17 protein-coding genes are annotated in these 12,359 nt (G+C 51.5%); 5 read left to right on the plus strand and 12 right to left on the minus strand.

All coding sequences use genetic code 11. The features are described from left to right. Window positions 1-47: 47 nt before the first annotated feature. Window positions 48-533 carry a low molecular weight protein-tyrosine-phosphatase gene (locus BM231_RS00950; RefSeq protein ID WP_057464687.1) on the minus strand — a complete coding sequence of 162 codons (486 nt, stop codon included), beginning with the start codon at window positions 531-533 and terminating at the stop codon, window positions 48-50. A gap of 155 nt (window positions 534-688) precedes the next feature. Between BM231_RS00950 and BM231_RS00955 the strand changes: the two genes are divergently transcribed. Further along, window positions 689-982: a 4a-hydroxytetrahydrobiopterin dehydratase gene (locus BM231_RS00955; protein WP_093516077.1), complete on the plus strand. Its 294-nt coding sequence runs from the start codon at window positions 689-691 to the stop codon at window positions 980-982. 21 nt (window positions 983-1,003) lie between these two features. On the opposite strand, the gene BM231_RS27320 is transcribed toward BM231_RS00955, so the two are convergent. Then, window positions 1,004-1,228 carry a sulfurtransferase TusA family protein gene (locus BM231_RS27320; protein WP_063308945.1) on the minus strand — a complete coding sequence of 75 codons (225 nt, stop codon included), beginning with the start codon at window positions 1,226-1,228 and terminating at the stop codon, window positions 1,004-1,006. 94 nt (window positions 1,229-1,322) lie between these two features. On the opposite strand from BM231_RS27320, the gene BM231_RS00965 reads away from it, so the two are divergent. The 4 genes from BM231_RS00965 to BM231_RS00980 all read left to right on the plus strand — a co-directional run bounded on the left by BM231_RS00965 (window position 1,323) and on the right by BM231_RS00980 (window position 4,668). Then, entirely contained in the window at window positions 1,323-1,895 is a 573-nt protein-coding gene (locus tag BM231_RS00965; protein WP_093516079.1) for a DUF924 family protein, read from the plus strand. Between the two features lie 365 nt (window positions 1,896-2,260). Next, window positions 2,261-2,599: a P-II family nitrogen regulator gene (locus BM231_RS00970; RefSeq protein ID WP_057464729.1), complete on the plus strand. Its 339-nt coding sequence runs from the start codon at window positions 2,261-2,263 to the stop codon at window positions 2,597-2,599. Between the two features lie 22 nt (window positions 2,600-2,621). Beyond that, window positions 2,622-3,938: an ammonium transporter gene (locus tag BM231_RS00975; RefSeq protein ID WP_093516081.1), complete on the plus strand. Its 1,317-nt coding sequence runs from the start codon at window positions 2,622-2,624 to the stop codon at window positions 3,936-3,938. A gap of 364 nt (window positions 3,939-4,302) precedes the next feature. Beyond that, window positions 4,303-4,668: a YybH family protein gene (locus BM231_RS00980; protein ID WP_063299781.1), complete on the plus strand. Its 366-nt coding sequence runs from the start codon at window positions 4,303-4,305 to the stop codon at window positions 4,666-4,668. 76 nt (window positions 4,669-4,744) lie between these two features. Here the strand turns inward: BM231_RS00980 and BM231_RS00985 are convergent, their stop codons facing one another. The 10 genes from BM231_RS00985 to BM231_RS01035 form a co-directional block, all read right to left on the minus strand. Further along, window positions 4,745-5,119: a hypothetical protein gene (locus BM231_RS00985; protein ID WP_208859972.1), complete on the minus strand. Its 375-nt coding sequence runs from the start codon at window positions 5,117-5,119 to the stop codon at window positions 4,745-4,747. 138 nt (window positions 5,120-5,257) lie between these two features. Beyond that, a complete protein-coding gene (locus BM231_RS00990) occupies window positions 5,258-6,076 on the minus strand; it encodes a carbohydrate ABC transporter permease (protein WP_093516981.1) in 819 nt (272 codons plus the stop codon). Window positions 6,077-6,300: 224 nt separating this feature from the next. Beyond that, entirely contained in the window at window positions 6,301-7,188 is an 888-nt protein-coding gene (locus tag BM231_RS01000) for a cation diffusion facilitator family transporter (RefSeq protein WP_063308956.1), read from the minus strand. Window positions 7,189-7,356: 168 nt separating this feature from the next. Beyond that, entirely contained in the window at window positions 7,357-8,100 is a 744-nt protein-coding gene (locus BM231_RS01005; protein ID WP_093516085.1) for a DUF1223 domain-containing protein, read from the minus strand. Between the two features lie 122 nt (window positions 8,101-8,222). Beyond that, the gene (locus tag BM231_RS01010; RefSeq protein WP_063299778.1) at window positions 8,223-8,816 is read right to left on the minus strand and encodes a DsbE family thiol:disulfide interchange protein; all 594 of its coding nucleotides are present in this window, start codon (window positions 8,814-8,816) and stop codon (window positions 8,223-8,225) included. 5 nt (window positions 8,817-8,821) lie between these two features. Then, the gene (ccmD, locus tag BM231_RS01015) at window positions 8,822-9,052 is read right to left on the minus strand and encodes a heme exporter protein CcmD (RefSeq protein ID WP_063294558.1); all 231 of its coding nucleotides are present in this window, start codon (window positions 9,050-9,052) and stop codon (window positions 8,822-8,824) included. Between the two features lie 5 nt (window positions 9,053-9,057). After that, window positions 9,058-9,837 carry a heme ABC transporter permease gene (locus tag BM231_RS01020; RefSeq protein ID WP_057464678.1) on the minus strand — a complete coding sequence of 260 codons (780 nt, stop codon included), beginning with the start codon at window positions 9,835-9,837 and terminating at the stop codon, window positions 9,058-9,060. Window positions 9,838-10,015: 178 nt separating this feature from the next. Further along, window positions 10,016-10,684 carry a heme exporter protein CcmB gene (ccmB, locus tag BM231_RS01025; RefSeq protein WP_093516087.1) on the minus strand — a complete coding sequence of 223 codons (669 nt, stop codon included), beginning with the start codon at window positions 10,682-10,684 and terminating at the stop codon, window positions 10,016-10,018. Between the two features lie 2 nt (window positions 10,685-10,686). Then, window positions 10,687-11,391, minus strand: a complete 705-nt coding sequence (ccmA, locus tag BM231_RS01030; protein WP_208860058.1) for a heme ABC exporter ATP-binding protein CcmA — start codon at window positions 11,389-11,391, stop codon at window positions 10,687-10,689. Between the two features lie 150 nt (window positions 11,392-11,541). Next, the gene (locus BM231_RS01035) at window positions 11,542-11,982 is read right to left on the minus strand and encodes a cupin domain-containing protein (RefSeq protein ID WP_093516983.1); all 441 of its coding nucleotides are present in this window, start codon (window positions 11,980-11,982) and stop codon (window positions 11,542-11,544) included. Window positions 11,983-12,359: the final 377 nt, after the last annotated feature.

Below are 12,359 nucleotides of genomic sequence, written 5' to 3' on the forward strand. Positions count from 1 at the left end.
GCTCCGCAACCAACTGCGGAGCTTTTCTTCAATGTCTTGCAAAGAGCCTAGATCTCGGTCGGCTCCATCTCCTCACGAATCTCCTGAAGCAAATTGTAAGTCCCGTTGCTCACCAAATCGTAGACTTCATCAAAGCCCTCATTCGCTCCGTAATACGGATCCGGCACATCCTTCTGCTCATCCTGAAGCAGCAAGCGCACATTTGCTGTATGCAGATACGGCGCTTTAGACTGAATATTCGTTAGATTGCTGGCATCCATCGCGATGATGTAGTGAAACTTCTCAAAGTCCTCATCAATCAGCTGGCGCGCTTCCTGTTTAGAAATGTCGACACCATGCTTCTGCGCTGTCTGGATGCTGCGGATGTCCGGCTTTTTGCCACTATGCCAATTCGCAGTTCCCGCGGAATCCACGTAAATCTGCTCTTCCAGCCCGGCTTGTTTGACATGATGACGGAAGACACCCTCTGCCAATGGGCTACGACAAATATTGCCAAGACACACAAACAGTACACGACGCTGCAACAAGACCACTGCTCCCTCCAAATCTGACTGCCAGAATATTTAACCCAGCCGAAATCTTTGCTCCAGACTTTCGCGCGGATCTACTCAAATATCCATGGATTTTGCGAGTCAGAAAAACCTACTAAATCTGAGACACCCCTTGCAACAAAACCAAAGGTGGTCTTGTGCCCGAGTTGTTGACCTCTACCGCAAAAGAATTTGCCCTAGCAGAATTACCGCATTGGACCTTGTCTGAAAATGGCAACGCGATAGAACGCACATTCACCTTCCGGTCCTTTGCACGCGCATTTGGCTTCATGGCCAGCGCTGCAATTCTGGCAGAAAAGATGAACCACCATCCTACATGGACGAACACCTACAACAAAGTGGATGTGTTACTTACCACCCATGATGCAGGTGGGCTGACTGAGTTGGATTTCAAGCTCGCTCGCAAACTGGACAGGCTGTGCGAGGCTTAATCTTTTTCAGGAAGAGCGCAATCAGCATTCAATCTTGAACTGACGCACGTCACCTACCATCTTATTCTCAATCAGCACATGGCCGTCTTGCTGGCACATATGTGGAATATCGATTGCAGACATTGGATCAGTAGCTTTCACAACAAGCTGCTCGCCTTTTGCCATACGCTTAAGATGCTTGCGCGTCTTCATCACAGGCAGTGGGCAGTTGAGACCTCTCAGGTCCAGAATATTTGTATCTTCCACCAATGTTTCACCAGGTACTCGAGTGTGGCACTGTGTTTGATGCTGGGCTAACGGAACTTTGCGCAACAGTAAAGTGAATATTGGGGAGTAGACCATGGCGACGATGGAACTGGACGGAAAAACAGAGACCAGCAAAGCGCTTGAGATTCTGGACTTCTGGTGGACGGCAGGCGGCCCCAAATGGTTCAACGGCGGCGAAGCGTTCGATCAGGAAATTCGTGAGAACTTTGAAGCCGACGTAGAAGCCGCCAATCGCGGAGATTACGATGCCTGGACAGCAACGCCTCACGGCACTTTGGCCCTCCTTTTGCTGCTCGATCAATTCCCGCGCAATATCTACCGCGGCTCACCAAAAGCATTTGCATCCGATCCGAAGGCTGTAAAAGTCGCTCTTGAGTCATTGAACAAGAACTTCCATACCGCCTTTCCTATGGGCTATCGCATGTTTTTCTTCCTGCCATTTGAGCATTCAGAAGAGATGGACATGCAGGATTTGAGCGTGGACTTGTTCCGCGGTCTTGGCGATCAGGACACTTACCATTATGCGCTGATCCATATGGACGTGATCCGTCGATTTGGCCGTTTTCCTCACCGCAACGAAGTGCTCGGTCGAACCTCAACGCCAGAAGAGACCAAGTTCCTCGCCTCTGGAGGTTTCAGAGCATAAGCATCTTGGCTAAAAATTAGCCAAACATCACACATGACTACAAAATAGGCAGAGTCAATTTATGGCTCTGCCTATTTTAGTGACAGCCACATTCTGCGCAATTCCGCCAGATCGTCCCCTCCTCAAGAAAATTTAATTTCAAACAAGCCGCTGAATTTTCGAGATTATTCCAACATCTTCCCCATGCGGAATCCACATAAAAATCGATATTTCTCAAAACTGGCACGCTCCTTGAAAGAGAGGAGGCAAGCGTGCCGGCCGGGCATTCTGAGAACGACCAGATAACTGGCAACTTTCCCGGTCCCAAAGAGGTCTCCAGAACTCTTTACGGCGCGATCGATGAGAGAGGGGAACGGGAATCTGACATGAAAATCATTATGGCAATCATCAAGCCCTTTAAGTTGGATGAAGTGCGCGACGCACTCACCACTTTAGGCATCCAGGGGCTCACGGTAACCGAAGTCAAAGGCTATGGCCGGCAGAAGGGGCACACCGAAATCTACCGCGGCACAGAATACGCCGTCACCTTCCTCCCAAAACTAAAGGTCGAAGTCGCAGTTGCAACAGACATGGCAGACAAAGTTGTCGAAGCCATAGGCAGCGCAGCGAAGACCGGCCAGATCGGTGACGGCAAAATCTTCGTCTACTCCATTGATCAAGTTGTCCGCATTCGCACCGGCGAAGCCGACGCAGAAGCAATATAATGAAATGAAGGGGACAAAGAATATGAAACGCGCCTCCACCCTTGTTGCCGCAGGCTCACTCCTGGCACTTTCCGCAGGTCCAGTCATGGCAGAAGAAAAATACGCTCTGGCTGTCGACACCGCCTACATCTTCAACACCCTGCTCTTCCTGATTGGCGGATTTCTGGTGATGTGGATGGCTGCAGGCTTCGCCATGCTGGAAGCTGGTCTCGTCCGCACCAAGAACGTTTCCATGCAGTGCCTCAAGAACATCGCCCTCTACTCCATCGCAGGTCTGATGTTCTGGATCACCGGCTACAACCTCATGTACACTGGCGTTGACGGCGGCTTCATGGGCTCCTTCGGCCCCTACTCGTTTGATCCTGTCGGCGGCGACGCTCTGGATACCGGCTACTCAACGGCGTCCGACTGGTTTTTCCAGATGGTCTTTTGCGCTACAACAGCCTCCATCGTGTCCGGCACCATGGCAGAGCGCATCAAGCTCTGGGCTTTCCTGATCTTCGTTGTCATCCTCACAGGCGTCCTTTATCCAATCACCGGCTCCTGGCAGTGGGGCGCAGGTTGGCTCTCAGAAATGGGCTTTGCTGACTTTGCTGGTTCCACTCTCGTCCACTCCGTTGGTGGCTGGGCAGCTCTTTCTGGCGCAATCATCCTTGGCGCGCGTAAAGGCAAGTACGGTAAAGACGGTCAGGTCTACGTAATGCCGGGCTCTTCCATGCCGCTGGCAACTCTGGGCACCTTCATTCTGTGGCTCGGTTGGTTCGGCTTCAACGGCGCATCCCAGCTCGCAATGGGCACAATTGGTGACGTCACAGACATCTCCCGCATCTTCGCAAACACCAACATGGCTGCTGCGGGCGGCGTGGTCACCGCAATTGCCCTGACACAGGCCCTCTACAAGAAGGTTGATGTCACCATGGCTCTGAACGGTGCATTGGCTGGTCTTGTTTCCATTACCGCTGAACCGCTGGCCCCAAGCGTACTTCAGTCGGTCATCATTGGCGGCGTCGGTGGGGCAATCGTCGTCTTCGCAGTTCCAATGCTCGACAAGCTGAAGATCGACGATGTAGTGGGCGCAATCCCGGTTCACCTGCTGGCTGGCATCTGGGGCACTCTCATCGTGCCACTGTCCAACTCTGACGCGTCATACGTCACCCAGTTCATCGGCGTTGCAGCCGTCGGCATCTTCACCTTCGTTGCCTCCACCATTGTCTGGTACGCAATCCAGCTTGTGGTCGGCCTGCGTGTCACAGAAGAAGACGAAGCCATGGGCCTCGACAAAGCGGAGATTGGCGTCGAAGCCTATCCGGAATTCGGAACCGGCTCCCAGCGCCTCTAAGCCTGCGCTAATTCTGGGAGGATCAAAACACTCTCCCAGAACTAAAAGATGAAATTACAAAGCCCGGCAACCATCGCCGGGCTTTTTCTTTGGCAGCATTTGCCAGCCTATCAATTTCTCTCAATAAATAGCTCTGTGCTCAAACGCTAAATACTACAAAATCAAAGCAACCCAAAAGCTTAGGAAAGTTGATACCCCAGCTTACTAGTCGGTTCAAATCCGCCTACCACATTTGAAAGACGGACTTCACCTTTCATAGGTGGTACTTTCAGGAATGCCATATACGTCCATTTCTAATCAAGATTCGCTCTTCATCCTACGTCCAAACAAAGAGGCGCAAGCGCCCGAGCTTTGGAGTCCGATGATGAACAGTGAATTGGAAGCAGCGGTTAAAGAAGCCAGTCAGAAGTGGCAGAACGCGTTCAATGCGGGTGATGCTCAAGGCTGCGCTAACTGCTATGAGGCAAACGCTGTTATGGAGGCCAAACCGTTTGGCACCTATCACGGACGAGCCGAAATTCTCGAGTTCTGGCAAATGCTCATTCGGGAAGGCTTCTCAAAAATCGAATACATCAACCCCAAAATCGTCGCATCAGGCGAAAGCTCCGCAATCCTTTCTTCCGACTGGAAGATGAACAAAGCCCACGGCAACATCTCAAAAGAACTCTGGGTTCTGCAATCAGACGGCACGGCGCTGCTGCGAGAAGATTACTTCAGCGCCGCCTCATGAAATCCAGGTACTACGCGCAAAAAAGCCCGGCACATGGCCGGACTTGGTCGCGTCGCTCTACAGCTGAGACAATTGCTCAGCAGTCGCGATAGTAAAAGTAGTCCAGACGGTCCGCGATATCATCCAGAGCAAAGGAGTAGCCGCTCCAGTCCTCATCGATCCACGCATCTTCCAGGCGGTCAACCGCACGGTCCAGCTTACCATCGTCTTCCAGCTCACTGAGCAGACGACCTACATCAATCAAATGCCCCAGAACACCATCTGCGCCTGATCCAGCACGCACACCACCTTCAAAGAAGACTTCCTCGGAAATATCATCGATGTCAGAGATAGTCGCATTCAGATCCGAACAGCTTAACTCGCCCCATGCATAAGCAGGGCTTTGAGAGACCCATCCAGCAAAACCAATTGAGACAACAACAGCAAGTGCTTTAAAACCACGCAATATCATTCCGAGACCTTCTTCTGTGAGATGCATCTGGAGCAAAGCTCGCAAGATACCTGTAACCCACATAGAAGTAGCAAGGTCGCAAAGTGGTGCTGTCTCAAAGGAGACAGAAATTATGGTCTCTTTGAGATTTATCAGCGATCACTGACGTCCGTCTGTCAGCCCTTTCACGAAGGCTTTCTGACAGAAGACGACAAGCAGGATCGGCGGCAACATAGCCAGCACAGCAAGTGCCAACCCTTGCGGGCTTGTGCGTCCAACCAAACTAAGTCCCTGCACCAAAGTCATTCTGGTCTCTTCGCTGGAAACCATCACAGGCCACAGATACTGGTTCCATCCCTGCACAAACATCAGCAGGCCAAGTGCTGCAATCATCGGCGCAGAAGCAGGTACCAGAACATCTTTCAGAAACTTAATCGGCCCAGCCCCATCAATCCGCGCTGCTTCAGAAAGCTCAGTCGGCACTCCCAGAAAAAACTGGCGGAAGAAGAATGTCCCAACCGCTGAAGCCAGCAGTGGCAACATCAAACCCGGATAGGAATTCACGAGCCCAAGCTTGCTGGTCACAGCATATGTTGGCAGAAACCTGGATTCCAAAGGCAGCAGCAAACTGCAAAGGATCACCCAGAAAAAGAACGTCCCAAAGCGCACCCGAAAGAACACCAGCGCATATGCCGCCAACAGAGAAACAGCCACTTTCGCCAGCGCAAACCCTGCAGCCAGATAGAGCGAGTTCAACGCCATGGTTATGCCAGTGACACCGCCAGTAAACCCGCGCCCTTCAAACAGCGCCCGGCTATACACCTCCACTCCATATGGCCCCGGCAGAAACTGGAGGCCATCTTGACCAAGCGTGGCGCCAGAGTGCGTTGAAGAGAAAGCGATAACGATCACCGGTCCGACGATCAAAAACACGCCGATAAGCAAGATAAGGTGATCAAGAAAATGTTTGTGGGGCATATTCATCTCAGAAACGAAGCGCAGTCCCCCACCACAAAGCATGGCTTTCGAAGACAAAGACGCAATCAACAATACTGAAAGCAGTAGGAGTGGCCCCGTTTCCGGGCAAACTGCTTTAAAGGATCGTTCCAGAGAGAAGGCAAAAGGCAGCCAGACCAACAGAACGCAGCAACAACGGAAACACCGTAGAACTACGCAGGTCAGGTTTCAAGCTCTGTAAGTGCCTATAAAACCACAATTCCTGAATGTTTAGCGTGATTTTCCGGTTCAACATGGATGGTCACACGTGCGCCAGGCATCTTTTCTGCGATGCCTTCCTCAATGCGATCACAAATCGCATGGGCATCCAGAACGCTCATCTCACCCGGCACAACCAGATGAAAATCAACGAACGTCACGTGGCCAGCATGGCGGGTTCGCAGGTCATGAGCCTCTAGTGCACCATCCCCAAACTTGGAGATCAGCGCCCGGATTTCCTCCTGCTCCTCTTCAGGAGCCGCCTCATCCATCAGCCCACCAATGGATTCACGTACCAACTTCCAACCAGACCACATGATGTTGACCGCAACAATCCCTGCAAGGATCGGATCAAACATCTGCCAGCCCGTCGCCCACACAGCAGCAATACCAACAAACACACCGAGAGATGTATAAACATCCGTCATGATATGCCGGGCATCCGCCTGCAGCGCAGGTGAGCGATGCGCTCTACCAATGCGCATCAAGGCCATGGCCCAGAAAAAGTTGATGACGGAAGACAGGAAGTTCAGCGCGATACCCTGAAAATTGACCTCAAGCTCATACGGCTCAGTCAAACCCATATAGGCTTTGCGCAGGATAAGGATTGCCGCCAGAACAATCAAAACCCCCTCAAGAACAGCAGCAAAATATTCTGCTTTGTAGTGTCCATATGGATGGTTCTGATCAGCAGGCTTGCGCGCCAGGTACAACGCACCGGCAGCAGCAGAAGCACTTGCGATATTGATGGATGTTTCAAGAGCGTCAGAATAGAACGCGATGGAGCCAGTCAACGCAAAGGCGAAGTATTTAAGAGCAAATACCAGTATGCCAATGACGATGCTGCCCAGCGCAAAGCGCATGCTCTGGTCCATGTGCCACATCCACCCTAATTCAAACTCGACGACTGCTTAGAAAGTTATCGTCCTCTATCAGGTTTCAGTGGCATATTAAACAATGTAACAGGTTCAAACAGCCAGTTTTTATTCTTATTTGCACTCAATGTTTGCAAATGAAAATCACTCGCAATTTATCAGCCAATTCTACTTGTCGTAAAACGCTGCGCCAATGATTTCGCCTGGCATCTCACCAGAGTTGGTCTGAACCAAAACAGCCCAGTTCTTGGAGTCGAACATCTTCAAAGCGGTCCGCGGCAGACGGAACACTTCAGCGGTACCAGACCACATGCCAATCGGCATAATGCTGCGCACCACGTTCTTATAAGTTTGCGTTGTACCAGCGTTTTCACCGCGCTGGATCTCCACAACCGCTTCCTTGTCAATTCCAAGAAGATAGACGTCAGCCTTCTTATCTGGCTGTTTCAAAGAACCAGAGAGCTGAACTTCGAGCGCATTGTCGTCAAGCATCGCCTCAACCTGAACGCTCATACCAGAAGACTTGCGGATAGCATTCTTAACGGAGCCACGATCACTGCCGACCATATGCCCACGACCATTCACAACAACCTGAGGCGTATAGATCTGCGCATCACCACGGCTCTTGGCATAATCCTTCTGGCGCTGAGTGAACACAGGTGAGCCCAAGGTGTCCTTCCAGCCGAAGTAATCCCAATAATCTACGTGGTAAGAGAGGGTGACCACATCCTTCTGGTCTGAGACAAGCTCCTCCAGAAACTGGTCTGCAGGTGGACATGACGAGCAGCCCTGGCTGGTGAACAACTCAACCACAGCCTTCGGTGTTTCCGCCTGAGCTGAGAGAGAGGTCGCAAAACCAATTCCCGCTGCGAGAAGAACACCCGTCAATCTATTTACAGAAAACCACCGCATTTCGGCCCTTCGCAATTATTCAAGTCATCGCTGATGCAGCGCTAACCTAAACAATAACCAGATAACTGTAGAATCACATCCCAGTGAGCCCCTGAAAACCGAAGGCATCAGGGGCACTGGTTCTATTTGGACTCAGTCAGCACTTTTTCAAGCTCTGGTAAGAAGACATCCCGATAGCTGGCTGCACTCAATGGCCCGATAAACTTGTAGCGGATCTGAGCCTTCTCATCGACGATGAATGTCTCAGGAACCCCGTAAACACCCCATTCAATGCCAGCTCGGCCAGTGTCAAACCCAACGCGGTCGTAAGGGTTGCCCAACTCAGCAAGGAACCGGTTCGCCTTAACGTCAGTGTCCTTGTAGTTCAGGCCAGCAATCTCAAAACGATTGTCCTTGGAAAGTTCCATCAAGTATTTGTGTTCGGCACGGCACGGTGCGCACCAGGACGCAAAGATGTTCACGACGGTCACTTGACCAAGCAGATCACTGCGCTGGAAGCCTGGAACCTGCACACCATCACGCTCCAATCCGGCAACTGGAGGCAGCGCAAATTCAGGCGCAGGTTTGTTGATCAGTGCAGAAGGCAGTTCCTTGGAATCATGGCCTGACAGCATCATGAAACCCATCAGAACCGCGAGAGCACCAAAAACAATCAGCGGAAGAAGAAACAGCGGAGAAACGCCTGATTTCTTTTCCTCGTCCATATCACTAGCCATTCCTGTTAGCTCTCACTCTTATCATCAGCACCTGAGGAAACCACCTGGCTAACGGAAGGACCAGCACGACGTGTGGAACGACGGCGAATACCGCTCGCTTCAAGTGCCTGCATCTCTTTATCCAGCTGAGACTTGTCTGAGCGCACCCAGATAATCAGCACAGCTATAACAAGCGCAGCCATTGCATAAGCAGCAATCACATACTCAGCGTGACGACCAAACTCTGAAAAATCCATTGTCCTTACCTCGCACCAGCAGGAGCTGCTTTCGTGACTGTGCTGCTGGAAGCAGCCGGAGCAACAGATGCCGCACGCATCCGCATTGCTCTGATCCGACGGCGCATAATCTCGTTACGCATGCTCATCAGATGCAAAGTCACAAACAAAAGCACAAAAGCCAACGCCATCAAACCAAGCGGAATAAGAATGGAAGAGTGAATGGCAGGGCCATCAGCACGGATAATGCTCGGCGGCTGGTGTAGTGTATTCCACCACTCAACAGAGAACTTAATAATGATCACGTTGATCACGCCAACCAGCGTGATAATCGCGTTCACTTTCGCAGCCTTGATAGGATCTTCAATCGCCTTCCACAGCGCGATAATGCCCAAATACATAATCAGCAGCACGAGGAAGGAGGTCAATCTTGCGTCCCAGACCCAAAAGGTCCCCCACATTGGCTTACCCCAGACAGCGCCAGAAAACAGGGCCAGGAATGTGAATGCAGCACCAATAGGTGCAGACGCCTTGGCCGAAACATCAGCCAGCGGATGCTTCCAAACCAGAGAACCAATCGAAGATAGTGCCATCATTGCATAACACATCAATGCAAGCTGGGCAGCAGGGACATGCACAAACATAATGCGCACTGTCTGGCCTTGCTGATAATCTTCAGGCGCAACAAAAAACGCGAAGTACAAGCCAACTGCAAGCGCAGCGACCGTCGCAACGATAAGCCAGGGAAGCACAGCTTTCACAAGCTTCAGGAACCGGGTTGGGTTTGCAAGATCGTATAAGGTCATAGAGCCGTTCTAAACTGAGAATGACGAAGCATCAATGTGTACATAGTGTCACGGACCCATCACAGTCATTGATTACGCGCAATTTGACGCTTCACTTCTTCGGGATTTCACCCATTTTAGACGATTTTACATAGACTTAACGCTTCTGGTAATTTCAGCAGCCTCATGGCTGCCATCATCAGTCACCAGAAACGCGAAGCGCTGCAGCTGCTGCAAGAGGTCCAATAACAAGACCAAAAAGTGTCAGGGCACACAAAAACAGGAACGGAACGAGGAAGTTATTAGAGTCGATCGCTCCCGCTGTCGCGGCACTTACACCAAAGATCAGGATTGGAATTGCCAGCGGAATAACCAGAATGGAGAGCAACACCCCACCCCGCCGCATGGACACGGTAACGCCAGCACCAACCGCACCAACAAGCGTCAATGCAGGGGCGCCAACAAGCAAGGTCAGGGTCACCAGAACGATACTCTGGAAATCCAGACCCACAAAGAGAGAAAGAACCGGTGTTGCCAGCACCAGCGGAAGTCCTGTCGCCGCCCAATGGGCAGCACATTTAATCAGAACAACCAGCTCAAGCGACCGCCCGGACATTACCAGAAGTTCAAGACTGCCGTCCTCACGGTCTGCCTGAAACAGGCGATCGAGCCCCAGCAAAGTCGACAGCAACGCGCCAATCCAAAGGATCGCAGCGCCAATACGAGACAACAGGATCATGTCCGGCCCAACGCCGAACGGAAAGATCGTCACAACAGCCAGAAAGAACAGAACACCGATCAGCGCACCACCACCAACGCGGTTCGCCAATTGGTATTCACGGACAAAAAGACTCTTCATCCAACTCATGATCAGCCCTCGTCCTGCTCGTCTTCATCGAAATAATCGTCCAGATCCGCTCCGGCAAACATATGCTCACTCTCGGTCGTGACAGGCGACAGATTGAGGAACTTGGTGTTTGGCAGGTTGAGCGGCAGGTGTGTGGCAGCAACCACAAGGCCACCAGCGTGGATGTGATCGGCAATCAGCCCCAGCAACACCTCTTCAGAAGCCTTATCAAGCGCCGAGGTCGGCTCATCAAGCAACCAGATTGGACGTGGCACCACCAGCAAGCGCGCCACCGAAAGGCGTCGGCGCTGTCCAGCACTCAGGTACCCTGCTGGCAAACTGGCAGTATGCGCAATACCAAGAGTATCCAGCGCTTCCAGCTCGCTCATGCTCTCACGCACTTTGCCGCCACCAAAAGCAGCAGGCTCAAAGAAATCGCGCCAGAAGCTCAGGTTTTCAAGGACGGACTGCAGCGGCTTCAATGCATCAAGATGGCCAAAGTAGTGCGAGTGCTCGGCAACAGAGCGCTCAGGCATGCCGCCTTCCAGCTCAATCGTGCCATTCGCTTTCGCAACCAACCCTGCAATCACGCGCAACAGACTGGATTTCCCGACACCATTGGGACCCTGGACAATCAGAGCTTCGCTTGAACCAACTTCAAAGTCGACATGGTTCAAAACTCTGCGGCCACCGCGATCACATGCAACACCCTGACAGATTAACTTCAATTGGTTCATCGCGCCCGAAACCACCACAGCAGCACACACTGCTTATCAAACTGACGGCGTATCCCGAAAAATGGATCCGATTTCCGGATAAGATACGCTCCAACAAAGAATTAAAGCGATTTGCATGATCCCGTCTTTGCGCAAACCACTTTATTCAGGAGGCCGTATCACATTCGGCAAATCCTTCGCTCCCATAAACACGGCTAGGATTCGCGTTGGCACTGTTCCGGTATTTTTGCCGAAGTGCCAAGTATTGACGGCCTCAATAAACGCCTCCCCCTTTTTAAAGGTCAGAGGAGCTTCTTTCTCATAGGTGATCGTCAGCTCACCATCAAGTATATATCCGTAAAGAGGAATGGGATGCATGTGCTCTTTAACAGCCTCTCCCGGTGCCAGCGTAATGATGAGAGACGTCACCTGAGCCTGCCGACCGGTCGGATAGAACAGAGGCTGCTTGGTAATCGTAGTCTCGCTCTTATCCAGTAAAACCTTAGTGTCCGAATAGGCCTCACCATTCTCCTGAGCCAGAGCACTGACCGCATATCCGCCCAGCACCAGACAACAAGCACCAACCAAAACTGCAGATTTCATGGGAAACGCCTTTCTGTTGTTTTCAGCTATTCTCTGCGCACTTTTTCGCCACTTCTGGCAATTATTCATAGATAAACCAGAAGCACTTTACCGATAATCCCCTTCCGAGCCTTTAAAGCCACAAAGGACCAACTCAAAGGCTGGACATATTGTATACCACTGTATATAATATGATTTATACAAACCCAACCCCGCTTGATCGGGCCTCCCATTCCGGCCTAATCTCACCCTAGGTAAATTATTAGCCTTCCGCTGCGGTTCAGCTGGAACCTGCGTCAGAAAGACGCTATAGGGACGACAACTATAAGCTGATTGAATTTCAAGAAGCGCTTTTAATGCATTTGTTAAATGATCAAGCCAACGCCATGACGGCGAGC

This window comes from Pseudovibrio ascidiaceicola (genome assembly GCF_900114245.1).
Lineage (GTDB): Bacteria > Pseudomonadota > Alphaproteobacteria > Rhizobiales > Stappiaceae > Pseudovibrio > Pseudovibrio ascidiaceicola.

Excerpts from the sequence above, each read along its gene's own strand:
- BM231_RS00965 (WP_093516079.1), top strand. The coding sequence starts at position 1,323 with ATGGCGACGATGGAACTGGACGGAAAAACAGAGACCAGCAAAGCGCTT.
- BM231_RS00970 (WP_057464729.1), top strand. The coding sequence starts at position 2,261 with ATGAAAATCATTATGGCAATCATCAAGCCCTTTAAGTTGGATGAAGTG.
- BM231_RS00975 (WP_093516081.1), top strand. The coding sequence starts at position 2,622 with ATGAAACGCGCCTCCACCCTTGTTGCCGCAGGCTCACTCCTGGCACTT.
- BM231_RS00980 (WP_063299781.1), top strand. The coding sequence starts at position 4,303 with ATGAACAGTGAATTGGAAGCAGCGGTTAAAGAAGCCAGTCAGAAGTGG.
- BM231_RS00985 (WP_208859972.1), bottom strand. The coding sequence starts at position 5,119 with ATGATATTGCGTGGTTTTAAAGCACTTGCTGTTGTTGTCTCAATTGGT.
- BM231_RS00990 (WP_093516981.1), bottom strand. The coding sequence starts at position 6,076 with ATGCCCCACAAACATTTTCTTGATCACCTTATCTTGCTTATCGGCGTG.
- BM231_RS01000 (WP_063308956.1), bottom strand. The coding sequence starts at position 7,188 with ATGGACCAGAGCATGCGCTTTGCGCTGGGCAGCATCGTCATTGGCATA.
- BM231_RS01005 (WP_093516085.1), bottom strand. The coding sequence starts at position 8,100 with ATGCGGTGGTTTTCTGTAAATAGATTGACGGGTGTTCTTCTCGCAGCG.
- BM231_RS01010 (WP_063299778.1), bottom strand. The coding sequence starts at position 8,816 with ATGGCTAGTGATATGGACGAGGAAAAGAAATCAGGCGTTTCTCCGCTG.
- ccmD (WP_063294558.1), bottom strand. The coding sequence starts at position 9,052 with ATGGATTTTTCAGAGTTTGGTCGTCACGCTGAGTATGTGATTGCTGCT.
- BM231_RS01020 (WP_057464678.1), bottom strand. The coding sequence starts at position 9,837 with ATGACCTTATACGATCTTGCAAACCCAACCCGGTTCCTGAAGCTTGTG.
- ccmB (WP_093516087.1), bottom strand. The coding sequence starts at position 10,684 with ATGAGTTGGATGAAGAGTCTTTTTGTCCGTGAATACCAATTGGCGAAC.
- BM231_RS01035 (WP_093516983.1), bottom strand. The coding sequence starts at position 11,982 with ATGAAATCTGCAGTTTTGGTTGGTGCTTGTTGTCTGGTGCTGGGCGGA.